We start from the raw sequence: 26327 nt of genomic DNA on the forward strand, positions 1-26327 counted from the left end.
CCGGAGGTACTGTCAAGAGGGTTGCCGCAGGACTCGACGCAGGAGGAGAGCACGCGTGACGCGCAGCGTGTACGTGACCGGGATCGACCGGGGCGACGGCCGTCAGGTCGTCGAGCTGGGAGTCATGGAGCTCCTGACCCGTCAGGTCGACCGGGTGGGGGTCTTCCGTCCGCTCGTCCACGACGGACCCGATCGGCTGTTCGATCTGCTGCGGGCGCGGTACCGCCTGTCGCAGGATCCGGCCAGCGGGTACGGGCTCGACTATCACGAGGCGTCGGCGATCCAGGCGGAGCAGGGCACGGACGAGCTGGTGTCGCGGCTGGTGGACCGGTTCCACGCGGTGGCCCGGGACTACGACGTGGTGCTGGTGCTCGGCACGGACTTCGCGGACACGCAGCTGCCGGACGAGCTGGCGATCAACGCGCGCCTGGCGAACGAGTTCGGGGCCTCGGTGGTGCCGGTGGTCGGCGGCCGCCGGCAGACCTCGGAGTCGGTGCGCGCGGAGGTGCGCAACGCGTACCGCGCCTATGACGGCCTGGGCTGCGACGTGCTGGCGATGGTGGTGAACCGGGTGGTGCCCGGGGACCGGGACGAGATAGCGGAGCGGCTGGAGGGCACGCTGCCCGTCCCCGCGTACGTGCTGCCCGACGATCCGGCGCTCGCCGCGCCGACCGTCGCCCAGATCACGCACCACCTGGGCGGCACGGTGCTGCTCGGCGACGACTCGGGCCTGGCGAGGAACGCGCTGAACTTCGTGTTCGGCGGGGCGATGCTGCCCAATCTCCTGAACGCGCTGACGCCCGGCTGCATGGTCGTGACGCCCGGGGACCGCGCGGACCTGGTGGTCGGCTCGCTGGCGGCGCACAGCGCGGGCACCCCGCCGATCGCGGGCGTGCTGCTGACGCTGAACGAGCGGCCGGGCGAGGCGATCCTGAAGCTGGCCGACCGGCTGGCGCCGGGCACGCCGGTGGTGGCGGTGGAGGGCGGCTCGTTCCCGACGGCGGCCGAACTGTTCTCCCTGGAAGGGAAGTTGAACGCGGCGACGCCGCGCAAGGCGGAGACGGCGCTCGGCCTGTTCGAGCGGTACGTGGACACGGCGGAGCTGCTGAAGTCGGTGCAGGCGCCGTCCAGCGACCGGGTCACGCCGATGATGTTCGAGCACAAGCTGCTCGAACAGGCCCGTGCGGACAAGCGCCGGGTGGTGCTGCCGGAGGGCACGGAGGAGCGGGTGCTGCGCGCGGCCGACGTGCTGCTGCGGCGCGGGGTGTGCGATCTGACGCTGCTCGGCCCGGTCGAGCAGATCCGCAAGAAGGCGGCCGACCTCGGGGTCGACCTGACGGGCGCCGAGATCATCGACCCGCAGACCTCGGACCTGAGGGAACGGTTCGCCGCCGCGTACGCGCAGCTGCGCGCCCACAAGGGCGTCACCGTGGAGCTGGCGTACGACGTGGTGGCCGACGTGAACTACTTCGGCACGCTGATGGTGCAGGAGGGCCTGGCCGACGGCATGGTGTCGGGTTCGGTGCACTCGACGGCCGCGACGATCCGCCCCGCGTTCGAGATCATCAAGACGAAGCCGGACGCGGCGATCGTCTCCTCCGTGTTCTTCATGTGCCTGGCCGACAAGGTCCTGGTGTACGGGGACTGCGCGGTGAACCCGGACCCGGACGCGCACCAGCTCGCCGACATCGCGACCCAGTCCGCCGTGACCGCCGCCCGCTTCGGGGTGGAGCCGCGGATCGCGATGCTGTCGTACTCGACGGGCACCTCCGGCACGGGCGCGGACGTCGACAAGGTGCGCGAGGCGACGGAGCTGGTGCGCGAGCGCCGCCCGGACCTGAAGATCGAGGGGCCGATCCAGTACGACGCGGCGGTCGAGCCGTCGGTCGCGGCGACCAAGCTGCCGGGTTCGGAGGTCGCGGGTCAGGCGAGCGTGCTGATCTTCCCGGACCTCAACACCGGCAACAACACGTACAAGGCCGTGCAGCGGTCGGCCGGCGCGATCGCGGTCGGCCCGGTCCTGCAGGGCCTGCGCAAGCCGGTCAACGACCTGTCCCGCGGCGCGCTCGTCGGGGACATCGTGAACACCGTCGCCATCACGGCGATCCAGGCCCAGACCCCCACCGAGAAGGCTGCACAGTGACCTCGCCGACCCCCGCGACCCCGCCGGCCGCGCCCGCGACCCGCGTCCTCGTCCTCAACTCCGGCTCGTCGTCGGTGAAGTACCAGCTGCTCGACATGCGCGACAGCGCGCGGCTCGCGGTGGGCCTGGTGGAGCGGATCGGTGAGGAGACGTCGCGGCTGAAGCACACGCCGCTGCTGGGCGGCGGCGGGCAGAGCCGGGAGCAGATCCGGCCGATCGCCGATCACGAGGAGGCCCTCAAGGCGGTCGCCGAGGAGCTGGCTGCGGACGGGCTCGGCCTGGACTCCCCCGAGCTGGCGGCGATCGGTCACCGGGTGGTGCACGGCGGAAAGCTGTTCACCCGGCCGACGGTGATCGACGACGCGGTCCTCAAGGAGGTGGAGCGGCTGATCCCGGTGGCGCCGCTGCACAACCCGGCGAACCTGACGGGGATCCGTACGGCCATGGCGCTGCGCCCGGACCTGCCGCAGGTGGCGGTCTTCGACACGGCGTTCCACACGACGATGCCGGAGTCGGCGGCGCGCTACGCGATCGATGTGAGGACGGCGGACGAGCACCGCATCCGGCGTTACGGCTTCCACGGCACGTCGCACGCGTACGTGTCGCGGAAGACGGCGGAGCTGCTGGGCAAGGAGCCGCAGGAGGTGAACGTCATCGTGCTGCACCTGGGCAACGGCGCCTCCGCGTCGGCCGTGCGCGGCGGGGTGTGCGTGGACACCTCGATGGGGCTCACTCCGCTGGAGGGGCTGGTGATGGGGACGCGTTCAGGCGATGTCGACCCGGCGGTCATCTTCCATCTGATGCGGGTGGGCAACATGTCGGCGGACGAGATCGACGTGCTGCTCAACAAGAAGAGCGGTCTGATCGGACTGTGCGGCGACAACGACATGCGCGAGATCCGCCGCCGCGTCGACGAGGGCGACGAGGCGGCGCGGCTGGCCTTCGAGATCTACGTCCACCGGCTGAAGAAGTACATCGGCGCCTATTACGCGGTGCTGGGCCGGGTGGACGCGGTGGCGTTCACGGCGGGGGTCGGGGAGAACGCGGCTCCGGTGCGCGAGGCCGCGATCGCCGGTCTGGAGGAACTGGGGCTCGTGGTGGACGGGGAGCTGAATTCCGTACGTTCCGACGAGGCCCGGATCATCTCGCCCGCGTACGCGCGGGTGGCCGTGGCCGTGGTGCCGACCGACGAGGAGCTGGAGATCGCGCGGCAGACCTACGCCCTGGTCGCGCCGCGCAACGACTGAGCGCACCGCCGCCCATTTGTAGTTTCCACCAGACGGAATATTCCGCAGCGAAACAAACCGATAGGATCGCTCCATGCGCCGTTCCAAAATCGTCTGCACGCTGGGCCCCGCCGTCGACTCCGAAGAGCAGCTCGTCTCGCTGATCGAGGCCGGCATGAACGTGGCCCGATTCAACTTCAGCCACGGCACCCACGCCGAGCACCAGGGTCGCTACGACCGGGTCCGGGCCGCCGCCGCCAAGACCGGCCGCGCCGTGGGTGTGCTCGCCGACCTGCAGGGGCCCAAGATCCGCCTGGAGACCTTCGCCGAGGGACCCGTCGAGCTGGTGCGGGGTGACGAGTTCACCATCACCACCGAGGACGTCCCGGGCGACAAGTCGATCTGCGGCACGACGTACAAGGGCCTGCCCGGTGACGTCGCGCGCGGGGACCAGGTACTGATCAACGACGGCAACGTCGAGCTCAAGGTGATGGACGTCGAGGGCCCCCGGGTCAAGACGATCGTCATCGAGGGCGGGGTCATCTCCGACCACAAGGGCATCAACCTCCCGGGCGCGGCCGTCAACGTGCCGGCCCTGTCCGAGAAGGACATCGAGGACCTGCGCTTCGCGCTGCGGATGGGCTGCGACATGGTCGCCCTGTCCTTCGTGCGCGACGCGGACGACGTGCGGGACGTCCACAAGGTGATGGACGAGGAGGGCCGCCGGGTCCCCGTCATCGCCAAGGTGGAGAAGCCGCAGGCCGTCGCCAACATGGAGGGCGTCGTCGCGGCGTTCGACGCGGTGATGGTGGCCCGCGGCGACCTCGCGGTCGAGTACCCGCTGGAGAAGGTCCCGATGGTGCAGAAGCGCCTCGTGGAGATGTGCCGCCGCAACGCCAAGCCGGTGATCGTCGCGACCCAGATGATGGAGTCGATGATCACCAACTCGCGCCCGACCCGCGCCGAGGCCTCCGACGTGGCCAACGCGATCCTGGACGGGGCCGACGCGGTCATGCTGTCCGCCGAGTCCTCCGTGGGCGCCTACCCGATCGAGACCGTCAAGACGATGTCGAAGATCGTCCAGGCGGCCGAGGAGGAGCTGCTCAGCAAGGGGCTCCAGCCGCTCGTCCCGGGCAAGAAGCCGCGGACGCAGGGCGGTTCGGTGGCCCGTGCCGCGTGCGAGATCGCGGACTTCCTGGACGGCAAGGCGCTGGTCGCCTTCACCAAGTCCGGTGACACGGCCCGCCGCCTGTGCCGCTACCGCACGGCCCAGCCGATCCTGGCCTTCACCACGGACGACGACACCCGCAACCAGCTGACGCTCAGCTGGGGCGTCGAGTCCTTCGTCGTGCCGCACGTGGACTCCACGGACGCCATGGTGGAGCTGGTCGACGCCGAGCTGGTGAAGCTGAGCCGCTTCAACTCCGGTGACACCCTGGTCATCACCGCCGGTTCGCCCCCCGGCGTCCCCGGCACCACCAACATGGTCCGGGTGCACCACCTGGGCGGCGGCGACCGCGACTGACGGCCGCCCCGGTGCGCACGAGAGGGCGCCCTCCGCGGGAAGCGGGGGGCGCCCTCTCGTGTGTGTGGCGTGCGGTCAGCCGGTGTCAGCTGTCCTCGACCGTGGTGTGCAGTCCGGGGACGTGCAGCGTGCCGCCGAACTGCGCGGCCTGCGTCACCTTCACGTTGGTGAAGTAGAGGATCGGCAGGTTGAGCGGCGGCGGGTTCTCGGCGTTGAACGTCATGGGGATGAGCCCGAGCAGATTGCCCGAGAGCTCCTCCGTGTACATGATCGTCTTGCCGTCGCGGATGGTGGACGTGGAGCCCTTGTCCGCGCGGATGTGGAAGAACTTCCCGTTCGGACCCGGGGCGATCTGGTGCAGATCACCGATGTCGGTGCCGTTCGAGATGATGTACTTCATGACCCGCTTGGTGGAGCCGTCCGCCATGCGCACGTCCACGAGACCCTTGTAGTCCGCCCCCTTCAGCAGCAGCGAACTCGCCTGCAGCTTCCAGGACTCGGACGGCAGCTGGGCCGGCGTGTCCTCGTTCGCGCCCTCGGCGTCGGTGGCCACGGGGCAGTTCTCCGGCACTTCGGTGGCGTCGGGGGTCGGCGTGGCCGACTCCGCTGCCTCCTTGGCCTTGTCCGCCGTGTCCTCGACGTCCTTGACCGCGTCCCCGGCCTTGTCCGCCGTGTCCTCGACCGTCTTGCCGGCCTCGTCCGTGACGTCCTTGACCGTGTCCCCGGCCTTGTCGACCGTGTCCCCGACCACGCCGCCCGAGTCCTTCGACGCGGAGGCGGACGGGGACGGAGTCGGCGTGGCCGTCTCCTGGTCGTCCGGCGTGAAGAAGTCCTTGATGGCGTCGCCGACACCCAGGGGGTCCAGCGGGTTCGTGGTCTTGGACGGCGACGGCGTGGCCGCGGGCTCGTCCGCGCTGTCGGAACCGGCGTCGTCCTTCGACGCGTCGGCCGACGGCGTGGGCGTGGGCTCCGCCGTCTTCTGCTCCGCCGAACCGCCCGTGCCGGCGTCCTTGTCCGCGCCGGAGTCCGCCGCGTCCTTGCCGGCCGAGGCCGACGGGGACGGGGTCGGGGTCGCCGACGCGTCCGCCTTGTCCTTGTCGGTGGCGGCGCCGTCCTCGGCGTCCTTGTTCGCCTCCACCGCGTCGGCGCACGCCTTGTAGTCGTCCGCCGAGAACTTGGTCGGATTGTCCTTGGCCGACGCCAGCGTGGGCGTGAGGCCGAGGCCCATCAGCACGGCCGTGGGCATGGCCGCGATCGCTATCGCCTTGCCCGCGGGCATGTGCAGCCTGGTGAACAGATGCTTCCTCGGTGCTGCATGCCGCGGCCCGGTTCTCGCACGGGACTCCGCACCGGAGTCCTCGTGGTGCACCTCGTCAGCCGGCACGGTGCCTCCCGTTCGTCCCGTCATCCGGGCTCGTCCCTGACTCGTCGTCGTTTGCGCCCGCGACCCGATAGGTGGCTCCCGCGATCGGCGGAGCGGCGGCCGTGTCCGTGGACCCGGTCGCGTCACCGCCTCGCGCCGGCGAATCCCCCTGCGGCCTGCCCGGGGCCCAGGCGATGCCGAGGGCACCACCGATCAGGGCCAGCAGGAAGCCGATGACGAACCCGCCGAAGTTGGAGACGACCAGGGAGACCAGGGCGAGAAGAATCGCCGCCACACCCGCGAACACCCGGGAGTGCGGCTGGTACCACATCGTCAGGCCGAGCACGACAAGGAGGACGCCGATGATGAGCGAGCCGGCTCCCGCCGTCGTCGCCATCTTGATCGTCATGTTGCCGAGCGTCAGATTCGCGTACGGGAAGTACATGATCGGGAGGCCGCCGAGGATCGACAGCAGACCACCCCAGAATGGGCGCTGACCGCGCCACCCTCGGAACGATTGGCGCATGTGACCAAGCTTCGGGCCCAGCCCAGCGTGCGCTTCGGCGCTCATGTCGTACAGCTCCTCGGGAATGGCGTTGTTCTGTGGTGATGGTGGCTGTCCGGATACGGGCACGGGGACGGCTCGGAGAATTCCCGTCGCCCCCGCGCCCGGCCGTTCAGCACATCAAGTGCCAAGCCCCGGGCCCGGGTTCGGGCCCGTCGGGACTAGTAGCACTCGTGCTTGCCCTTCTTGACACTCATCTTGAGGCCCGAGAGCTTGAAGGTGCCGGCCGTGGTGGCCCACGCACGCTGCTGGACGTTCTCGAAGTGCACCGAGTCGGCCTGCTGGGCGAACGAGTTCGGGTCGGCCTTGTCACCGTTGTGGATGCCGGGGCCCTTGCTGGCGTCACCAGCCGCCACACCGATGTCGATGTTCTTGAAGGTCGCGTCGGCCTTCAGGTCATCGGCGTCGATGTAGAGGGTCTTGGCCTCCACACGGGGGCCGCCCGCGCCACCGGCGGACAGCTTCATCGAGACGTCACCGAAGACCGGCACCGGCACGACGACGGACTGGCACAGGTTGGTGATCTCGGCGGACTTCATGCCGACGACCGCGACCGGGTGGGCACCCGTCTTGCCGCTGTCGATGGCTCCGTACTGGACGAAGCCCTCACCATCGAGGGAGTCGGCCGTCACCTTGAACGACTGACCCGAAACACTGAACGATGCCGCGAGCGCACCCTGGGACAGGGCGACGCCTATCGCGGCGGTCGCCGCGACGCTGGGCACCATGACGACGGCGAACCGCTTCCATCTGGTCCCGCCACGAGTCACGGACTTCATGACTGTTCCTCCTTCTCGGACGTACATCTCCGGCCCTGACTGCCCCTTGCGGCGGCTCAGCCGGGCAGGGATGGGAGAAGTGCTACGTCCTCGGGAAGGAGAGCGCCCGCATCGGAGGCGCGAGTCCGCACCCTGATCACCGGCGATCACCCCCGAGCGACAACCACTGGTCGCACCTGAGCCATCACGCGCAACCTGCCGGACAGGCTCAACCGGAAGGCTGAGACCCCCCTGTCCTAGACCGACGGCGCTCCCCTTGGTCCGCCGTCGACCTGCTCGGTGGGGACCCAAGGACCCCGCTGTCCGAATGGCTTTCGGACGGTGGGGAGTGGACCGAGCGTGCCCGATCGTGGTGCATTCCCGGCCGGGACACAAGGGGGTTCGTTACTCACGGGTAACGGAGAGATAACCACGCCGCGACCGGCTGGCATCAAGCAGCAACTCAGGGTGCTGTCAACCGAGTTGCGATTGCGGGTGAATCCGGGACGGAACCGGACAGAAAACGGCTCCCGACTTACTCCAAGTAACAGCGGCCGCAATTACCAAGTTTTGGTAAAGCGCGGCCGCCGTCGCCCTCCGCGGACAGAACTTTCACCCCGGCATCACATGCCGTGGCGTTTAAGAACTGGTCACCGACGGCTCAGAAGAGAACCCGGGCCAGAGCTGTACGCGCCGCAGTCACGCGCGGATCGTCGGAGCCGACGACCTCGAACAGCTCGAGCAGACGGACGCGCGCCGCGTCCCGGTCCTCGCCGGCCGAGCGGGCCACCGCGTCGACGAGCCGCCCGAACGCGTCCTCGACATGCCCGCCGACCAGGTCCAGATCGGCGGCCGCGATCTGCGCCCGCACGTCACCGGGCTTGTCGGCGGCGTCCTTGCGCACGGCCTGCGGGTCCATGTCCTGTACGCGCTGCAGGAGTTCGGCCTGACCGAGGCCGAGCTTGGCCTCCGTGTTGCCGGGGTCGTCGGACAGCACGTTCTTGTACGCCTGGACCGCGCCGGCGAGGTCGCCCGCGTCCAGAGCCTGTACGGCGGCCTCGAGCAGGGCGTCGTAGGGACCGGCCGGAGTCTCCACGACCGGGGCGGCACCCTCCGCATCGGGGTCGACCGCGATGCCGGTGAGGCCGAAGCGCTCCTCGGCGACCTGGATCAACTGGTCCAGGGTGCCCCGGATCTGGGCCTCGGGGGCGGCCCCCTGGAAGAGCGGCAGTGCCTGTCCCGCCACCACGGCGAAGACGGCGGGGATCCCCTGGACCCCGAACTGCTGCATCAGCATCTGATTGGCGTCGACGTCGATCTTGGCGAGCAGGAAGCGGCCGTTGTACTCGGCGGCGAGCCGCTCGAGGAGCGGGCTCAGCTGCTTGCAGGGCTCGCACCACTCGGCCCAGAAGTCGATGACGACGGGCACCTCGGTGGAGCGCTGCAGTACGGCACTCTCGAAATCCGCCTCGTCGACGTCGATGACGAGGGAGGACGGGGGCACGGCGGTCGGGCCGCCGCCCTGACGGGCCGCCTCGGCGCGCGCCTGCTCCGCCTTCGCCTTGGCCTCCTGGGCCGCCTTCACCGCGGCGAGGTCGACGACTCCGCTCATGGACATGTTCCGTGGCTGCATGCGTACAGTCTCCCCCTTCCGCGGACCGTTGTGGGCCGGGTCCGTCTCCGTGGCCTCCCGCCGGATTGCGAGGCGTACGGAGCGGACTCGGCCGCGTTGCGTTTTTCTGATGCCGGGTCCCCACCCGGCATCCGTGGTTGCCGCTCGTCTCGACCGCTCCGGGGTGCAGATCCGGGGCGCCGCACGAGTTCGTGCTTACGCTACGACCCGTAGCGTATATGCAGCGTAAGACGGCCGGGGACGCGGACGCCGGTGATCTGGCTCACGGGCCGTGCGGCTACCGGCCGGTATGGTCACGGCATGCAGAGCCGCATTCCGTCCTCCCCCTGCCGACCGGGCCGCCAGGGCCGCCCCCGGTCCGCCGCGGCGGACGAGGCGATCCTGGAGGCCACCCGCGCGGCGCTCGTCGACCTCGGCTGGTCCAAGCTGACGCTGGGGGACGTGGCGACGCGGGCGGGGGTCGCCAAGACGACCCTGTACCGGCGCTGGGCCGGCAAGAACGAGTTGGTGGTCGACGCGGTCGCGGTGCTCTTCGACGAGCTGGAACTGCCCGATCTCGGCTCGCTCGCGGCGGACATCGAGGCGGTCGTGCTGCAGTTCGCGGCGATCCTGGACCGGCCCGAGACCAAGACGGCGCTCATGGCGGTGGTCGCGGAGTCCACGCGGGACGCTCCGCTGCGGGAGCGGATCCGGACGTCCATCGTGGACCGTCAGAAGCGGCTGGTGCTGGAGGGGCGGGCGCGGGCCGAGCGGCGCGGGGAGCTTCCCGTGCCGCCCGATCCCGAGTCGGCGGCGCGCTCGGCGGACCTCATCTTCGACGTCGCCGCCGGGGCGGTGGTGCATCGCACCCTGGTGAGCGGGGAGTCGGTGGACGCGGACTGGGTCCGGCGGTTCACGCTTCTGTTGCTGGGCGGGCTGAGCGCGGCGTCGGGCGACTAGCGGCTCGGGCCGACCCGTCACGTCGTCGGGTGCGGCCCGGTGGGGCTTCTCGCGCAGTTCCCCGCGCCCCTGGAGGTGGGCACTTCGTGCGCCACCTCCAGGGGCAGCTGGGGCCATCGGGGAAATGCGGCGCGAAGCGCCATGCATTTCAGGGGCGCGGGGCTGTGTTCATCAGCGGCTCCGCCGCGGGGCGCGACCGGCCCCCACCGGGCGGAGAGCCGAATCCCGCTAGAAGCCGGCGGGCTCCACGTACACGCCCCACTCGTCGCGCAGGACGCCACAGATCTCACCGAGGGTGGCCTCCGCACGGACCGCGTCGAGCATCGGCGCGATCATGTTCGACCCGTCCCGCGCGGCGGCGACCATCGCCTCGAGAGCGACCCGCACCTTCGCGTCGTCACGGCCCTCCTTGCGGCCGGCGAGCTCGCGGACCTGCTCGCGCTCCACCTCGTGGCTGACGCGCAGGATCTCCAGGTCGCCGGTGACAGACCCGTGGTGGACGTTGACGCCGACGACCCGCTTGTCGCCCTTCTCCAGCGACTGCTGGTACTGGAAGGCGGACTCGGCGATCTCGCCGGTGAACCAGCCGTCCTCGATGCCGCGCAGGATGCCGGAGGTGATCGGCCCGATGGGGTGCTGCCCGTCGGGGTGCGCCCGCAGGCCCCGCTCCTTGATCTGGTCGAAGATCTTCTCGGCGTCGGCCTCGATGCGGTCGGTGAGCTGCTCCACGTACCAGGAACCGCCCAGCGGGTCCGCGACGTTGGCGACGCCGGTCTCCTCCATCAGCACCTGCTGCGTGCGCAGCGCGATCTCGGCGGCCTGCTCGCTGGGGAGCGCGAGGGTCTCGTCGAGGGCGTTGGTGTGCAGGGAGTTGGTGCCGCCGAGGACGGCGGAGAGGGCCTCGACCGCGGTGCGTACGACGTTGTTGTACGGCTGCTGGGCCGTCAGGGAGACGCCGGCGGTCTGCGTGTGGAAGCGCAGCCACTGGGCCTTGTCGGTCTTGGCGCCGTAGACGTCGCGCATCCAGCGGGCCCAGATGCGGCGCGCGGCGCGGAACTTGGCGATCTCCTCGAAGAAGTCGAGGTGGGCGTCGAAGAAGAAGGAGAGGCCGGGGGCGAAGACGTCGACGTCGAGCCCCCGGGACAGGCCCAGTTCGACGTACCCGAAGCCGTCCGCGAGGGTGTACGCGAGCTCCTGCGCGGCCGTGGCCCCGGCCTCGCGGATGTGGTAGCCGGAGACCGAGAGCGGCTTGTAGGCGGGGATGGAGGCGGCGCAGTGCTCCATCAGGTCGCCGATGAGGCGCAGATGGGGCTCGGGCTCGAAGAGCCACTCCTTCTGCGCGATGTACTCCTTGAAGATGTCGGTCTGGAGGGTGCCGTTGAGCACGGCCGGGTCGACGCCCTGGCGCTCGGCGGCGACGAGGTACATGCAGAAGACCGGGACGGCGGGGCCGCTGATCGTCATGGAGGTGGTGACGTCGCCGAGCGGGATGTCCTTGAACAGGACCTCCATGTCGGCGGCGGAGTCGATGGCGACGCCGCAGTGGCCGACCTCGCCGAGCGAGCGCGGGTCGTCGGAGTCGCGGCCCATGAGCGTCGGCATGTCGAAGGCGACGGAGAGACCGCCGCCGCCCGCCTTGAGGATCATCTTGTACCGCTCGTTGGTCTGCTCCGCGTTGCCGAACCCGGCGAACTGGCGGATCGTCCACGTGCGGCCCCGGTAGCCGGTCGGGTACAGGCCGCGGGTGAAGGGGTACTCACCCGGCCATCCGATCCGCTCGAAACCCTCGTACGTGTCCCCAGGCCGTGGCCCGTAGACCGGTTCGACCGGATCACCGGACAGCGTGGTGAAGTCGGCGTCCCGCTTCCGGGCGGCGTCGTAACGGGCCTGCCAGCGACGGCGGCCCTCCTCGATGGCGTCAGCGTCCATGCTTCCCATGCCTTCGAATTTACTAGGACGTCCTAGTAAATGTCGATGGCAAACCGCCCGCAGCTCGTGCGGGCGGGGGTGCCTGCGGGGCGCCGGCAGGGGCGGCTACGCCTTGGCGAGCGCCTCGTCGCCGTCCGCGACCTTGGCGTCCAGCTCCGCGGAGATCTTGCGCTCCACGAAGAAGGCGGCCGTCGGGATGGTGCCCGCGATCAGCACCCACAGCTGCTTGCCGACCGGCCACTTCGCCTTGGATCCCAGGTCGAAGGCGCAGATCAGGTAGACGACGTAGAGCCAGCCGTGCGCGATGGCGATGACCTTGGTGATGTCGTCGGCCCCGTCCATCTTGAACGCGTACTTCGCGATCATGCCGAGGCAGAGCAGGACGAGGAGGACACCGGTCACGTAGGCCATGACGCGGTAGCGGGTCAGCACGCTCTTCTTCATGCGTCGAGCGTAACCGTCCGTTTTGCGAGATCTTGAGGCGGGCCCGGTGGGCTCCGTCACGCCTCGTCGAAATCCTTCGCCGCCACCCGCAGCGGGCGGAGCATCGCGAAGATCTCGGCGCATTCCTCCGCGTCGTAGACGCCGAGGCCGAAGTCCATCGCCATCAGGTCGCGGGTGGCCGCCTCGACGACCTCGCGGCCTTTCTCCGTGATCGTGGCGAGGGTGCCGCGGCCGTCGTTGGGGTTGGGGCGTTTGGCGACGAGGCCGGACTTCACGAGGCGGTCGACGGTGTTCGTCACCGAGGTGGGGTGGACCATGAGCCGCTCGCCGATCTTCGACATCGGCAGTTCGCCCGCCTTGGAGAAGGTGAGCAGGACCAGTGCCTCGTAGCGCGCGAAGGTGAGTCCGTACGGCTTGACGACGGAGTCGACCTCACCGAGCAGGATCTGGTGCGCGCGCATGATCGAGGTGATCGCGGCCATGGACGGCACGGCGCCCCAGCGCTGTTCCCAGAGTTCGTCGGCGCGGGCGATCGGATCGAAGGCAAGACTGAGCGGCTTCGGCACGTCCCAGACCATACCGGCCGGTCATATGGTGGTCAGCCCCGTCTCGCCCTTTGACCTCCCGGTCCGTGCGCTCGCCCGTACTTCGAGGGCCAGCGCGGTGCAGCAGACGGTGCCGAGCACACCGGCGGCGGTGACCGCGACGGCGACCCCGAAGGCCTCGGCGGCCACTCCGGCGAGGGCCGCGCCGATGCCCTGGACGGTCATCAGGCCCGCGTTGTGCACGGTCATGGCACGGCCGCGCAGCTCCTCGGGAAGCTCGTCGACGAACCAGCGGTCGACGCCGAGGGTGTACGCGAAGCCGAGCCCGGAGAGCAGCAGCAGGGGCAGCGTCGCGGCGAGGCCGGGGGTGACCGCGTACCCGGCGAGCGGCAGCAGGGTCAGGCAGGCCAGCGGGAGGGCGATCCGGGCGCGGGCGGCGGGCGAGAGGACGGAACCGGCGAGCAGTTCGCCGCCGATCGTGCCGACGGCCATCGCGCACATCAGGAGGCCGACGGCCGAGGTCCCGGCGCCGATGTCGTCCGCGTACGCCGCCGCGAGCACCTCCGGCACGACGGAGAAGAGCGGCGGCACCCAGAGCAGCAGGACGAGGGCGCGCAGCCGGCGGTGGGCGAACAACTGGCGGGCGCCGGCCAGGGAGTGGCCGATCAGGGCGCGGGGTTCGGGAGTGCGGGCGGGTCTGCGGCGGGTGCCGAGGCGCAGCAGCGCCGCCGAGCACAGGAACGTGACGACGGTGATGGCGAGGGCGCCGCGCGGGGGCACGACGGTGAGCAGGACGCCGCCGAGGGCGAGGCCGCCGAGGACCGCGCTCTGCGAGACGATCCGCAGCAGGGAGCGGCCCAGTACGAACAGGTCGCCGTCGCCGAGCACATCGGTGAGGGTCGCCATGCGGGTGCCGTTGAACACGGGCGAGACGAGCGCGATGAGGAAGCGCAGGGCGAGCAGCGCGGCGACCGGGGTGACGGGCAGCGCCATCAGGAGCGCGCAGCCCGCGCAGATCAGGTCGCAGACGACGAGGACGCGGCGGGGCGGGTACCGGTCGGCGATCCCGGAGAGCAGGGTCCCGCCGATCGCGTACGGCAGGAAGCCGAGCGCGAAGGTGAGCGCGCTGAGCAGCGGCGACCCGGAGAGGCGGTACACGAGCACGCTGAGCGAGATCTCGGCGACGACGACCCCGAAGAGGGAGGCGGCGTGCGCGACGAACACGGCCCGGAACTCGGCGACGCGGAAGAGCGCGCCGTAGCCGGGTGTCCGTTCCTCCAAGGTGCCGCCGGAGGTCTGCTGCTGTTGCTGCTGTTGCTGGTCCTGCGTCATGGCCCGAGCCTGTCGGGGCGGTGGAGCCGGGCGTAGTGTTTCGGCTCGGGCCGAATGTCCGGGAGGGAGGAGGGGCGGGGAATGGCGTTGTATCTGCATTTCGGGGAGAGCGATCTGCTGCGGTGCCGGTTCGCGGTGTCGCCGTTGTGGGAGACGCACGACGCGATCCGGACCTTGGGTCGGCCGGACCGGCACGGGTATCACCTGCCGTGGCTGCGGCGGATCCGGGAGGCCGCGCGGGAGCTCGACCTGACGGCGATCCGGCTGCTGATGCCGCGCAGCGGGCACAGCCCGGACTTTCTCGGGCCGCCGCCGATCGGGCCCGCGGCGACGTTCCACGAGGAGCTCGCGGCGGTACGGACGACCCCGGCGGACGTGGCCCGCAAGGACCTCGCGCTGTCGCTGGCCTGCACGAAGGGCGCCGCCGAGACCCCGCAGGGGCGGGCGATGCTGGAGGATCCGGGGCGCGCGGTGCAGGAGCTCGCGGACACCCTGGAGCGGGCCTGGCAGGTGCTGGTGGAGCCGGACTGGCCCCGGCTGCGCGCGCTGCTGGAGGCGGACGTCGCGTACCACTCGGGGCGGCTGGCGCGGGTGGGTCTGGAGGGGCTGCTCTCGGAGCTGCATCCGCGGATCGGCTGGGACCCGGCGACGCTGACGCTCACGGCCCGCGCGAGCAGTCACCGCCGCAGCCTGGACGGGCAGGGCCTTGTCCTCATGCCGAGCGTGTTCGCGTGGCCCGAGGTGATCAGCGGGTTCGAGCCTCCGTGGCAGCCCACCGTCGTGTACCCGGTGCGCGGGATCGGCGGCCTGTGGACGCAGCCGTCCGGCGCCGCCCCGGAGGCGCTCGCCGGGATCCTGGGCCGCAACCGCGCGGACGTCCTGAGCGCGCTCGGCGCCCCGACGTCGACCAGCGCGCTGGCCCACACCCTGGGCCTGGCCCCGTCCTCCGTGTCGGCACACCTGACGGCGCTGCGCGCGGCCGGACTGCTCACCACGCACCGCCGGGGCCATCAGGTGCTGTACGAGCGGACACCACTGGGCGGCGCCCTGGTGACGGGCGGTCAGGAGGAGGCCTGAGCCGGGCCTGATCGGCGGAACTCCGACCCCCTCCGTCACGTTTGACAGAGTTTGATCGGTTTTGCTCCGTAGCATGCGGCACGAACCACCCCCGCGACATCGCCCGTTCCGAACACTCGCTCCGAACCTGGGGGCAGGATGCCCGTCCCGTCCGTCCGTCCACCGGTCCGCGGCCTCGCGCTCGCCGCCGCCGCGCTCCTCCTGACCACTCTCGCCGCCGGCTGCGCCGACGCCGGCCGCGAGGGCCGCGCCGCCACCTCCACCGGGCGCACCGCCCCCGGCCGCGTCACCGACGACTCCCCCTTCTGGGTCGACCCCGAATCCTCCGCCGCCCTCCAGGCCGACAGCTGGCAGAAGCAGGGCCGCGCCGCCGACGCCGCCCTGATCCGGCGGATCTCCGCGCACCCGCAGGGCATGTGGGTGCCCGGCGACTATCCGCGCCCGGCGATCGCCCAGGCGGGCACGCGGGCGAAGAAGGCGGACAAGACCCTGGTCCTCGTCGCCTACAACATCCCGCACCGGGACTGCGGACAGCACTCGGCCGGCGGGGCGCACAGCGCGGACTTCTACTACCAGTGGATCGACGCGTTCGCGACGGGCATCGGCGACGCGAAGGCCCTCGTCGTCCTCGAACCGGACGCGCTCGGCCACATCGTCGACGGCTGCACCCCCGCCGAGTACCAGGAGGAGCGCTACCAGCTGATCTCCGGCGCGATCGACCGGCTGAAGAAGCAGCCGAACACGAAGGTGTACGTCGACGCGGGGAACCCGGCGTGGATCCCGGACGCGTCGAAGCTGGTGGAGCCGCTGCGCCGGGCCGGCGTGGACAAGGCGGACGGCTTCGCCCTCAACGTCTCCAACTTCCAGACGGACGCGGCCAGTACGGCGTACGGGCGGCGGCTGTCGCAGCAGCTGGGCGGCGCGCACTTCGTCGTGGACACCAGCCGCAACGGCGCGGGCCCCTACGGCGACGGCCAGGCGGAGGCGTGGTGCAATCCGCCCGGCCGCGCGCTCGGCAAGGCGCCGACCACGAACACGGGTGACCCGCTGGTCGACGCCTTCCTGTGGGTCAAGCGGCCCGGCGAGTCGGACGGGACCTGCCGGAGCGGGCCGCCCGCGGGCACGTGGTGGGCCGACTACGCGCTGGGCCTGGCCCGCGGCGCGAAGTCCTGACGCCCACCACTCCCCCGTACCGCGCGGGAACCGCTAGTCGTCCGAGCCGACCTTGATCCACTTCGCCTCGGACGACACACCGTCGGCGTCCGACACGAAGAGCATGTACCAGCCCGGCGGCACCAGCGTCGGGTCCTTCGGGACGTCGACGGTGACCGCGCTCTTCTCCTTCTTCACGCCGAGCTCGATCGAGCGCTGCTCCACGTCCGTCGTGTGGGTCACGGCGGACGGGCGCATGAGTCGCGCCTTCACGATCCGGTCGGCCTGGTCCGTCGCGAACGTCGCCCGGTGGCTGTCCGGCAGTTCCTCGGGCCCCTTGCCGAGGACCGGCCGCTTGCCCGCGGCCCGGTGCAGCGCGGGCGGCGTGAAGATCTCCATGCGCTGCTCGAAGTGGCCCAGCTTGGTGTTCTGCTGGTCGTCGAAGAGCGGGTCGGAGCCGAACGTGGCGACCCGGCCGTCGGGCAGCAGCAGCGCCTCCGAGTGGTAGTTGCGGCCGACCTTGGGTGACGCGGCCTCGTGGAACGCGTTGTCCTTCGGGTCGTAGAACTGCGCCGCGAGGATGTTGCTGGCGCTGCGCCCGCGGTAGTCGGAGGAGCCGTTCGTGGTGAACACGGTGTCGTCCGGCATGATCACGCTGTTCAGGTAGCGGGTGCCCTGCGGGAGGTCGGGGCCCGTCTTGAAGGACGGGTGCTTCTCCTTGAGGTCCACCACCGAGGTGCGCGCCGTCGCCCGCTTGGACTCGCCGACGCCTCCGCCGCCGAGCACCATCACCTTCTGGTCCTGCGCCGGCGGCAGCAGGAGCGAGGCCGAGGTCTCCGTCTCGTCCTGGTCGGCGAGTCCGGGCACCTTCTCGAACGTGTTGGTCTCCAGATCCCACAGACCCGGCCGGCGGCCCTTGTCCGCGGGCCCGTACCCGGCGTTGGACGCCGGGTAGAAGAGCTTGCCGCCCTTGGTGAGGAAGAGCGCCGGGTACGTCGGGAAGTACCGTTTGGGGCCCATCGACCACTTCTTGGTCTCCGGGTCGTAGATCTCGTTGTCGCCGGGGTCGATGACGCCGACGTCGTCGAGCCCGGAGACCGCGAGCACCCGGCCGTCCTCCAGGCCGACCAGCGTCGGGTACCAGCGGGCCTTCTCCATCGGGTCGACCGGTACGTACTTCTCGGCGACGGGGTCGAACTCGTAGGCCTCCCTGATCCCCTGGAAGTCCTCCTTGTCCATGGTGATCTTCTCGGAGATCCCGTAGACGTTGTCGGCGTCCTTGCCCTCGAGGCCCTCGATCTCGTACTGGGCCTGCTTCTTGGTCTCGTACTGCTTGCCCTTGTGGGCGGCCTGCACGAAGACGCGGGCCTCGCTCGCCTTGACCGTCGTCTTCCAGGGCTGCATGACGCCCCGGCTGTTGTAGGTGATCTGCTGCTTGCGCTTGGCCTTGGGGACGGTGACGTCGAACTGCGAGACGTACTCGACGCCCGACGGCGAGCGGAACTTCGTGCCCTTCTTGAGGACCATCTCCTTGTCGGGGCTCTCGTTCTTGACGCGCATGCCGCCGCCGGCCTTGGTGACCTCGCCGTCGAGCTGCTCGTAGCGGGCGGTGCCGCCGGCGACCAGGAGCTTGCCGGAGGGCAGCTGGGCGTGGCCGCCGCAGAAGAAGTCGACGGGGGTGGGGATCTTCTTGAAGGTGTTCGCCTTGGGGTCCCACAGCACGGTGTCGAAGGACCCCGCGTCGAACTTCTTCTGCTCGTTGCCCGAGCCGGCGACGATCAGGACCTTGCCGGTGTGCAGGAGCGCCGCGTGGATGGCGTTGGTGCGGTACTCCTTCGGGATCGAGACCTGGGTCCAGGAGCCGTACTGCGCCTTGTACTCGGGCTGCGCGATCTTCCAGTCGTAGTACTGCTCGGAGGCGAAGGTCCAGGCGGCCGGTGCGTTGAGTCCGACGAGCAGGGCGACCGCGCTCGCGGTCAGGACGCTCTTCTTCATGCGCGGGGAAGGCCGGTAGGCCATGGATCAGTTCCCTCCTGTGCTCGGGCTGGACATGCCGGAGGCGACGGCGAGGGCCGGCTCCGGTTCGGGCTCGGCGACGGGCGCGGCCGCCGGGCGGCGCCGACGTTCGGTGACGGCCCAGACGACGGCCGGGGAGAGCGCGATGCACAGGGCGAGGACCGCCCAGGTGCGCATGGCCACATGGGTGTGGTCGAGGACGACGGACGCCACGAGGGACACGGCGAGGACGACGGCCCAGGTCAGGTGGATCCGGAAGGTCAGCGGCCGGTCGGGGCTGGCGTCGCCGCCCTTGGGGGTGACCACGAAGCGGCTGGGGCGGCGCAGCAGGGCCGCGCCGAGCGACTTCAGGTAGATGGGCGCGGAGATGGCCGACATCGCCATGCCGGCGAGTCCGCCGGAGCCCGTGGGTTCGTGCGGCGAGACGTTGTGCCGCCGGTTCCACAGGTAGAGGCCGATCTGGAGCGCTGCGGCGTCGCTGTAGAGCATGAGCCACACGGACGCGGACACCTCGGTGCCGGAGGCCCCGAACCAGAGGAACAGCACACAACTGAGCACGCCGAGCAGCCAGTTGACGGCCGTCATGGGGTAGTAGACGAGCATCATCGTGTACGAGAAGAGGCGGCCCGGAGGCATCGAGAACGGGGCCTTCCAGAACTGCTTGAACAGCGTCTCGTACGTGCCGCGCGACCAGCGCATCTGCTGGGTGAAGAAGTCCGTCCAGGAGGCGGGGCCCTCGCCGACGGCGAGCACGTCGGGGGTGTAGACGGAGCGCCAGTGGGCCCGGGTGAGCGGGTTGCGGTGGCGGTGGATCTCGAAGCCGGTCGCCATGTCCTCGGTGATCGAGTCGACGAGTCCGCCGATCTGGCGCAGGGCGCTGATCCGGACGATGTTGTTGGTGCCGACGAACATGGGGGCGCGGTAGCGGTTGCCGGCCCGCTGGATCAGCGCGTGGAAGAGGAACTGCTGGGACTCGGCGGCCTTGGTGACCGGTGAGGTGTAGTTGCCGTACACCTGGGGGCCGACAACGAAGGCGATGTCCGGGTCGCGGAAGTAGCCCATCGTGCGCTCGAGGAACTCGGGGTGCGGCACGTGGTCGGTGTCGACGGAGGCGAAGAACTCGTAGCCGCCGCCGTGCATCGCGAGCCAGGCGTTGTAGTTGCCGTGCTTGGTGCGGGTCTTGTGCGGGCCCTTGTTCCGGTTCCACTCCGGGACGCCGTGGCGGGTGAAGTGGCGGACGCCGAGCTCGGCGCACAGGGCCTTGGCGGCGGGGTCGTCGCCCTCGTCGAGGAGCCAGACGTCGAAGGGTCCGTCGTGCCGGATCCGCACGGCCCCTTCGAGGGTGGCACGCACCATCGCGAGGGGTTCCTTGCCGGGGACGTACGTCGTGAGGAACGCGACCCGGGTGTCCGGTTCGGGGACCACCGGTACGGGGTCCCGGGCGACCATCGTCGCGTGGGCGATGGATATGACGTTGACGAGCATGAACAGCTCGATGAGCCCGATGGAGACGAGCATGACGACGTCGAGTCCGACGAGCCAGCTGTCGCCGCCCTCGCGTTCGACCCAGTGGCTGGGCCAGACGAGGTAGACGAGGAGCACTCCGGTGAGGACCGGGGCCAGGGTCATCAGCAGGACGGCGCGTATTCGGCGGGGCTCGCGCGAGAGCAGGGATGTGTACTGGACCCGGTAGCGGCCCCGTCCGGACGGCTGGGTCAGCGGTCCGGCGAGCCGGCTGTAGGTGTCGTAGTCGTAGCCCTCAGGCCGCACAGCGCCCTCCAGGATCTGGTGATCGGCCGTATCGATACCCTCACCAAAAGGGACATCTACGGGCGTGTCGAACCAGAAGGGGGCGGACGAGTGAGTGGTAGGGCCAAGCAGGGGAGTTGAGCGGCGCGGGCGGTGGGCCCGCGCCGCCTGACGGCGTGTCGGCCCGGGCCTATTCGGCGGTCAGGTGCCGCTCGACGGTCTCGACCTTCGACGTCAGACCGTCGGTGACGCCGGGTCGGATGTCGGCCTTGAGGACGAGCGAGACGCGCGGGGCGCGCTCCTCGACGGCGGCGACGGCGCGCTTGACGACGTCCATGACCTCGTCCCAGGACTCGCCCTCGATCGAGGTGAACATGGCGTCGGTGCGGTTCGGCAGTCCGGACTCGCGGACGACGCGGACGGCGTCGGCGACGTACTCCCCCACGTCGTCGCCGACCCCGAGCGGGGTCACGGAGAAGGCGACGATCATGCGTTGACCACGCCTTCCTGGCGGGCGCGGGAGGCGATGACCGCGCTCTCGGCCTCGCGCTTGAGCTTGCGCTCGGCGAAGAAGCCGCCGGTGGGCAGGACGGAGAGGACGAAGTAGAGGGCGGCGGTGCCGAAGCTCCACTTCGTGCGGTTCCAGGCGTCCAGCCAGAAGACGACGTAGAGGACGAAGAGGATGCCGTGCACCGCGCCCATGACCGGCACCGCGTTGAAGTCCGTCGTCCGCTTGAGCACGGAGCACACGAGCAGCAGGAGGAAGGAGACGGCCTCCGGTCCGGAGACCAGGCGGAGGCGTCGGAGGGCGGAGGCGGTCTTGATGTCCACGGGGCACCTTCGGCAGAAGTTCTTTGTCAGGACATGACGATCTTGTGAACGTGCGCACAAGCGTTTCCATTGTGGCACCGCCTCCTCCGTGCCCTGTCGGCGGGCTCCCCGCTCCGGCTACCGTCGTCCCCGTGGCAACGTTTCGGCTCCAGGGCAGCAAGGTGCTGGCCGTCGACATGACGGGCGACGGCGTCAGGGCGAAGAACGGGTCGATGGTCGCGTACGACGGCCGGATGGCCTTCAAGAAGCTGAGCGGGGGTGGCGAGGGGATCCGGGGGATGGTGACCCGGCGCATCACGGGCGAGCAGCTGACGGTGATGGAGGTGAAGGGGCAGGGCACCTGCTGGTTCGCGGACCGGGCGAGCGAGATCAACCTGGTGGACCTGCGCGGGGACAAGCTCTACGTCGAGTCGAGCAATCTGCTGTGCACGGACGCGGGCCTGCGCACCGGCACGAGCTTCACGGGCCTGCGCGGCGCCTCGCAGGGCAACGGACTGTTCACGACGACCGTCGAGGGCCACGGCCAGGCGGCGATCATGAGCGACGGCCCGGCCGTGGTGCTGCGCGTCAGCCGCCAGTACCCGCTGACCGTGGACCCGGGCGCGTACGTCGCCCACCAGGGGAACCTGAGCCAGTCGTTCCAGTCCGGCGTCACCTTCCGCACGTTCCTGGGGGAAGGCGGCGGCGAGGCGTTCCAGATCCGCTTCGAGGGCGAGGGGCTCGTCTACGTCCAGCCCAGCGAGCGGAACACGATCGCGGGGGATGTGTGACATGGCCTTCCGTGAGGTCAACTCGAAGATGATCGAGGCGACGGTCCTGCCGGGCCAGCGCCTGTACAGCCAGCGCGGCGCGATGCTCGCGTACAAGGGGGACGTGTCCTTCACACCGAACATGCAGAGCGGCCAGGGCGGGCTGATGTCGATGCTGGGGCGCCGGGTGGCCGGTGAGGCGGCGCCGCTGATGACGGTCGAGGGCAGCGGCACGGTCCTGTTCGGGCACGGCGGGCACCACATCCAGATCATCGAGCTGACGGGCGACACCCTGTACGTGGAGGCGGACCGGCTGCTCGCGTTCGACGGGGCGCTGCGCCAGGGCACGATGTTCCTCGGCTCGCAGGGCGGGGTGATGGGCATGGTGCGCGGGCAGGTCAGCGGCCAGGGTCTGTTCACGACGACGCTCCAGGGGCACGGCGCGGTGGCCGTCATGGCGCACGGCGGCGTCATCGAGGTCCCGATCACCCCGGGCCGCGAGGTCCACGTCGACCCGCAGGCGTACGTCGCCCACCACGGGGACGTGCGCAACCGGCTGTCGACGGCGCTCGGCTGGCGGGACATGGTGGGGCGCGGCAGCGGCGAGGCGTTCCAGCTGGAGCTGAGCGGCAGCGGCGCGGTGTACGTGCAGGCCTCGGAGGAGAAGCTGTGACGAGTGGACCCGCGGTGTTCGACCCGGCGACCCTGCCGGCGGACGACAACGTGAACGCGTACACCTTCTGCGTGGAACTGAAGGGCGGCGGCCGGGGCGGCGGCGGTCAGTGGTTCCTGCAGAAGGGGAAGATGATCGCCTACTACGGGAGCATCGACTTCAACGGGATCGGGCACGGCCGTCTGGACCGGCTCGTGCGCACCTCGTTCCACTCGCCGCTGCACGCGAGCGACTGGGTGGTGGCGGAGGGCAGCGGCAAGATGCTGCTCGCCGACCGGGCCTTCGACGTGAACTCCTACGACCTGGATGACGGGAATCTGACCATCCGGGCGGGCAACCTGCTCGCTTTTCAGCCAACTCTCGCACTGAAGCAATCGATCGTGCCGGGCTTTCTGACGCTCATTGGCACCGGCAAATTCGTGGCGGCCTCCAACGGTCCCGTCGTCTTCATGGAGCCGCCGATCCGGGTGGATCCGCAGGCGCTCGTCGGCTGGGCCGACTGCCCGTCGCCGTGCCACCACTACGACCACGGTTATCTGACGGGCGTGATCGGCGGTCTACGTGCGATGACGGGGATCGGCGGGGTCTCCGGCGAGGAGCACCAGTTCGAGTTCGTGGGGGCCGGCACGGTGTTGCTGCAGTCCAGCGAGTCGTTGATGCCCGAACAGGCGACGGGTGACGTACCTCACCAGGCCGGAGTTCCAGGCGGCGCGCCGGGTGCGCACGGAGGCTCCACAGGTCAGCCATCCGTACCGCGCCTTCCCGGACAGCTCGGTGACCTCCAGCGTCGCTTCGGGCTGTGAGCGGTAATCTGCGGAGTGTGACGTCGAACGCGTGAACCCATCGGGGGGACGGCCGGTGCACACCGGGGTGGGCGGCGTCACAAGTCCCAGATTCGTTCGCCTTTCAACTTTTTAGGTAGACTCGATCACATGGAGACCCAGACGGCCACGCCGTGGCTGACCGACGAGGAACAGTGCGCCTGGCGCACCCACCTGGAGGTCAACAGGCTGCTGAACTACCAGCTGGAGCGAGACCTCCAGCCCTTCGGCCTGACGATGAACGACTACGAGATCCTGGTCAACCTCTCCGAGGCGGACGACCAGCGGATGCGGATGAGCGACCTCGCGGCCGCCACCCTGCAGTCCAAGAGCCGCCTCTCGCACCAGATCACCCGGATGGAGAACGCGGGCCTGGTCCGCCGGGAGAACTGCGCCTCCGACCGGCGCGGACTCTACACCGTGCTGACCGATCACGGTCTGGAGACCATGCGCCAGGTCGCCCCGCACCACGTGGCGTCCGTGCGCCGGCACTTCATCGACCTCGTGCCGGCCGAGGACCTGGCGGGGCTGCGCAAGGCGCTCGGCCCGATCGCCGAACACTTGCGTTCGCAGCGCGGCAAACCCTGAGCGAGCCGGACAGCGCGGCCGGGCACCGCACGGAGGACCGCCGACCTTCTCCGTCAAGCGCCCGGCCCGTCAGTTTTCCCTTCCGGTCTCCCGTCCGGTCTCCGTACCGGATCGCCTTCCCGGCAGCGTGAGTTCGAACAGCGCGCCGCCCTCGGGCGCGGTGCGCACCGTCAGGGTGCCCCCGTGCCGCTCGGCCACGTCCCGGGCGATGGCGAGGCCCAGACCGGCCCCGCCACCGTCCCGGGACCGCGCGTCGTCGAGCCGTACGAACCGCTCGAAGACCCGCTCCCGCTCCGCCTCCGGCACCCCGTCGCCGTCGTCGGACACCGTCAGGCGCGCCCCCTGACCCGCCGCGCCGCCCTCCACCGTGACCCGCACCGCCGTACGGGCGTGCCGTTGCGCGTTGTCGACCAGGTTCGCCACGACCCGGGCCAGCTGGCCCCGCGAACCCGTCACCCGGGCCTCACCCCGCGTCGCCGTCTCCACCGGCACCCGGTCCCCGACCCGCTGGGACAGCTCCTCGCGCACCAGCGCGGCCAGGTCCACGGCGGTGCCGCCCGGCCGCTCCCCCGCGTCGAGCCGGGCCAGCAGCAGCAGATCCGCGGCCAGTTCCTGGAGCCGTACGGTGTCCTCGACCGCGCCCGGCACGTCGAGCAGCTCCGGGTGCGCCGCGCCCACTTCGAGCTGGGTGCGCAACGAGGCGATCGGACTGCGCAGCTCGTGCGAGGCGTCCGCCACGAACCGGCGCTGACGCTCCACGGAGTCGGCCAGCGCGGCCAGCGTCTCGTTCGTCGTCCGGGCCAGCCGGGCCACCTCGTCGTGCGTGTCCGGGACCGGGACGCGGCGGCCCAGGTCGCGGGAGGCGGTGATCGCGGCCATCTCGGCGCGGATGCCCTCCACCGGGCGCAGCGCGCGCCGCGTCACCAGCCAGGTCACCCCGGCGACCACCACGAGCAGCACCGGGAAGCCGATCAGCATCGCCGTCGACGCCGTCGTCACCGCGCTGCGCTCCGCGGCGAGGGGCGCGCCCGCGTACACCGTCAGGTCGCCGCGCGGGGTGTCGTCGACCTCCACGGCGGCGAAGCGGTAGTCGGCGGTGTCGCCGTCGATCGTCGCCTCGCCGTCGGTGTAGCGGGTGTCGTCGGAGACCTCGGGGCGGGTCCGCCCGGCGTCGTCCTCGTCCCCGTCGTCCCCGTCGTCGTCCCCGCCGCCGCCCGCCGGGGCGCCGTCGGCCGGGCGGACCTGCTCCGTCTCCGTGCCGGTGATGTGCTCCAGGTCCTCGGTCGCGGCGAGCAGCCGGCCGTCGGCGTCGACCACCTGGACCGGCTCGTCGCCGTCGTCCAGGTCGATCGCGTCCGTCGCCGGCTGTGTGACGAGGGTGGTCGCGACGCGGCGGGCCGAGGAGTCCGCCGCCCGGCCCGCCTCGCCGGTGAGGCTGCTGCGCAGGGCCAGCAGCAGGGCCGTGCCGGCCGCGACCAGGGCCACCGCGACGACGAGGGTCGCGGCGAGGGTGGCCCGCGCCCGTACCGAGCCGAGGGTGCGGCTCATCGCGGCGCCTCCAGGCGGTAGCCGGCGCCGCGCACCGTGCGGATGAGTTCCGCGCCGAGCTTGCGGCGCAGGGCGCTGACGTAGACCTCGACGATGTTCGGGTCGCCCTCGTACGCGAAGTCCCAGACGTGCTCCAGGATCTCGCTCTTCGACACGACCTCGCCGCGGCGCAGCACGAGCTGCTCCAGCACGGCGAACTCCTTCGCCGTGAGCGGGACTTCGATGCCGTCCAAGGTGTGCGTGACCCTGCGGGCGCCCGTGTCGACCGCGTACGGGCCGACCGTGTGCACGGGGTTCGCGCTGCCGGTGCGGCCTCGGCGGCGGAGCAGGGCCTTCACGCGGGCGACCAGCACGACGTACGAGAACGGCTTCGTCAGATAGTCGTCCGCGCCCGTGTCCAGGCCCTCCGCCTCGTCGTACTCGCCGTCCTTCGCCGTGAGCATCAGGATCGGGACGTCGTGGCCGGCGGCGCGCAGGGCCGCGCAGACGCGGTAGCCGTTCATGCCGGGCAGCATGATGTCGAGGACGACCAGGTCGTACGTCCCCTCGCTCGCGCGGTGCAGGCCCTCGGTGCCGTCGTGCACGACGTCCACGGCGTAGCCCTCGGCGGTGAGTCCCGCCGCAAGCGACAGGGCGAGGCGTTTCTCGTCCTCCACGATCAACAGGCGCATAGGGGTCAGGGTCGCAGGTCGAACCTGAAGAGGTCTTCAGGGTCCTTCAG

General features: G+C 70.6%; 24 protein-coding genes. 10 read left to right on the forward strand and 14 right to left on the reverse strand.

Going from position 1 to position 26327, the window contains the following annotated elements; all coding sequences use genetic code 11:
- Positions 1–55: 55 nt before the first annotated feature.
- The 3 genes from pta to pyk all read left to right on the forward strand — a co-directional run bounded on the left by pta (position 56) and on the right by pyk (position 4894).
- A complete protein-coding gene (gene pta / locus IAG42_RS10775) occupies positions 56–2143 on the forward strand; it encodes a phosphate acetyltransferase (RefSeq protein WP_188336800.1) in 2088 nt (695 codons plus the stop codon).
- Positions 2140–3390 carry an acetate kinase gene (locus IAG42_RS10780; RefSeq protein WP_188336801.1) on the forward strand — a complete coding sequence of 417 codons (1251 nt, stop codon included), beginning with the start codon at positions 2140–2142 and terminating at the stop codon, positions 3388–3390. The genes pta and IAG42_RS10780 overlap by 4 nt, the downstream gene beginning before the upstream one ends.
- A gap of 73 nt (positions 3391–3463) precedes the next feature.
- Entirely contained in the window at positions 3464–4894 is a 1431-nt protein-coding gene (gene pyk / locus IAG42_RS10785) for a pyruvate kinase (protein WP_188336802.1), read from the forward strand.
- Positions 4895–4979: 85 nt separating this feature from the next.
- Here the strand turns inward: pyk and IAG42_RS10790 are convergent, their stop codons facing one another.
- The 4 genes from IAG42_RS10790 to IAG42_RS10805 form a co-directional block, all read right to left on the reverse strand.
- Positions 4980–6173: an ICP22 family protein gene (locus tag IAG42_RS10790; protein WP_223205942.1), complete on the reverse strand. Its 1194-nt coding sequence runs from the start codon at positions 6171–6173 to the stop codon at positions 4980–4982.
- Positions 6174–6267: 94 nt separating this feature from the next.
- Complete coding sequence (locus IAG42_RS10795) at positions 6268–6828, reverse strand: DUF6114 domain-containing protein (RefSeq protein ID WP_188336804.1); 561 nt, start codon at positions 6826–6828, stop codon at positions 6268–6270.
- A 155-nt stretch (positions 6829–6983) separates the two neighbouring features.
- Positions 6984–7601 (reverse strand): DUF6230 family protein, encoded by a 618-nt coding sequence (locus tag IAG42_RS10800; protein WP_188336805.1) that lies wholly within the window; start codon positions 7599–7601, stop codon positions 6984–6986.
- Between the two features lie 640 nt (positions 7602–8241).
- Positions 8242–9213, reverse strand: a complete 972-nt coding sequence (locus tag IAG42_RS10805) for a tetratricopeptide repeat protein (RefSeq protein ID WP_188336806.1) — start codon at positions 9211–9213, stop codon at positions 8242–8244.
- A 300-nt stretch (positions 9214–9513) separates the two neighbouring features.
- On the opposite strand from IAG42_RS10805, the gene IAG42_RS10810 reads away from it, so the two are divergent.
- Positions 9514–10152, forward strand: a complete 639-nt coding sequence (locus IAG42_RS10810) for a TetR/AcrR family transcriptional regulator (RefSeq protein WP_188336807.1) — start codon at positions 9514–9516, stop codon at positions 10150–10152.
- 228 nt (positions 10153–10380) lie between these two features.
- Here IAG42_RS10810 and IAG42_RS10815 read toward each other — a convergent pair whose 3' ends face one another.
- The 4 genes from IAG42_RS10815 to IAG42_RS10830 form a co-directional block, all read right to left on the reverse strand.
- On the reverse strand, positions 10381–12081 hold the full coding sequence (locus IAG42_RS10815; protein WP_188341304.1) for an acyl-CoA mutase large subunit family protein: 1701 nt from the start codon (positions 12079–12081) through the stop codon (positions 10381–10383).
- 105 nt (positions 12082–12186) lie between these two features.
- Positions 12187–12525, reverse strand: coding sequence for a DUF3817 domain-containing protein (locus tag IAG42_RS10820; RefSeq protein ID WP_188336808.1), 339 nt, complete (start codon positions 12523–12525; stop codon positions 12187–12189).
- Between the two features lie 56 nt (positions 12526–12581).
- On the reverse strand, positions 12582–13091 hold the full coding sequence (locus tag IAG42_RS10825; RefSeq protein ID WP_188336809.1) for a MarR family winged helix-turn-helix transcriptional regulator: 510 nt from the start codon (positions 13089–13091) through the stop codon (positions 12582–12584).
- A 21-nt stretch (positions 13092–13112) separates the two neighbouring features.
- Complete coding sequence (locus IAG42_RS10830; protein WP_188336810.1) at positions 13113–14402, reverse strand: MFS transporter; 1290 nt, start codon at positions 14400–14402, stop codon at positions 13113–13115.
- Between the two features lie 81 nt (positions 14403–14483).
- On the opposite strand from IAG42_RS10830, the gene IAG42_RS10835 reads away from it, so the two are divergent.
- A complete protein-coding gene (locus IAG42_RS10835) occupies positions 14484–15479 on the forward strand; it encodes an ArsR/SmtB family transcription factor (RefSeq protein WP_188336811.1) in 996 nt (331 codons plus the stop codon).
- Between the two features lie 138 nt (positions 15480–15617).
- Positions 15618–16652, forward strand: coding sequence for a glycoside hydrolase family 6 protein (locus IAG42_RS10840; protein WP_188336812.1), 1035 nt, complete (start codon positions 15618–15620; stop codon positions 16650–16652).
- 33 nt (positions 16653–16685) lie between these two features.
- On the opposite strand, the gene IAG42_RS10845 is transcribed toward IAG42_RS10840, so the two are convergent.
- The 4 genes from IAG42_RS10845 to IAG42_RS10860 form a co-directional block, all read right to left on the reverse strand.
- Positions 16686–18650, reverse strand: coding sequence for a radical copper oxidase GlxA (locus IAG42_RS10845; RefSeq protein WP_188336813.1), 1965 nt, complete (start codon positions 18648–18650; stop codon positions 16686–16688).
- Positions 18651–18653: 3 nt separating this feature from the next.
- Entirely contained in the window at positions 18654–20417 is a 1764-nt protein-coding gene (locus IAG42_RS10850) for a glycosyltransferase family 2 protein (protein WP_188336814.1), read from the reverse strand.
- 169 nt (positions 20418–20586) lie between these two features.
- Positions 20587–20886, reverse strand: a complete 300-nt coding sequence (locus tag IAG42_RS10855) for an MTH1187 family thiamine-binding protein (RefSeq protein WP_188336815.1) — start codon at positions 20884–20886, stop codon at positions 20587–20589.
- Positions 20883–21227: a DUF3817 domain-containing protein gene (locus IAG42_RS10860; protein ID WP_188336816.1), complete on the reverse strand. Its 345-nt coding sequence runs from the start codon at positions 21225–21227 to the stop codon at positions 20883–20885. Before IAG42_RS10860 ends, IAG42_RS10855 begins: the two co-directional genes overlap by 4 nt.
- 131 nt (positions 21228–21358) lie before the next feature.
- Here IAG42_RS10860 and IAG42_RS10865 point away from each other — a divergent pair, with 131 nt between their 5' ends.
- The 4 genes from IAG42_RS10865 to IAG42_RS10880 all read left to right on the forward strand — a co-directional run bounded on the left by IAG42_RS10865 (position 21359) and on the right by IAG42_RS10880 (position 24058).
- Positions 21359–21997 carry an AIM24 family protein gene (locus IAG42_RS10865; protein ID WP_188336817.1) on the forward strand — a complete coding sequence of 213 codons (639 nt, stop codon included), beginning with the start codon at positions 21359–21361 and terminating at the stop codon, positions 21995–21997.
- A gap of 1 nt (position 21998) precedes the next feature.
- A complete protein-coding gene (locus IAG42_RS10870; RefSeq protein ID WP_188336818.1) occupies positions 21999–22649 on the forward strand; it encodes an AIM24 family protein in 651 nt (216 codons plus the stop codon).
- Between the two features lie 14 nt (positions 22650–22663).
- Complete coding sequence (locus tag IAG42_RS10875; protein WP_223205943.1) at positions 22664–23452, forward strand: AIM24 family protein; 789 nt, start codon at positions 22664–22666, stop codon at positions 23450–23452.
- A 129-nt stretch (positions 23453–23581) separates the two neighbouring features.
- Complete coding sequence (locus IAG42_RS10880; RefSeq protein WP_188336820.1) at positions 23582–24058, forward strand: MarR family winged helix-turn-helix transcriptional regulator; 477 nt, start codon at positions 23582–23584, stop codon at positions 24056–24058.
- A gap of 69 nt (positions 24059–24127) precedes the next feature.
- On the opposite strand, the gene IAG42_RS10885 is transcribed toward IAG42_RS10880, so the two are convergent.
- Positions 24128–25606, reverse strand: coding sequence for an ATP-binding protein (locus IAG42_RS10885; protein WP_188336821.1), 1479 nt, complete (start codon positions 25604–25606; stop codon positions 24128–24130).
- Positions 25603–26277 (reverse strand): response regulator transcription factor, encoded by a 675-nt coding sequence (locus tag IAG42_RS10890; protein ID WP_188336822.1) that lies wholly within the window; start codon positions 26275–26277, stop codon positions 25603–25605. Before IAG42_RS10890 ends, IAG42_RS10885 begins: the two co-directional genes overlap by 4 nt.
- Positions 26278–26327: the final 50 nt, after the last annotated feature.

Source organism: Streptomyces xanthii, from assembly GCF_014621695.1.
GTDB classification, from domain to species: domain Bacteria; phylum Actinomycetota; class Actinomycetes; order Streptomycetales; family Streptomycetaceae; genus Streptomyces; species Streptomyces xanthii.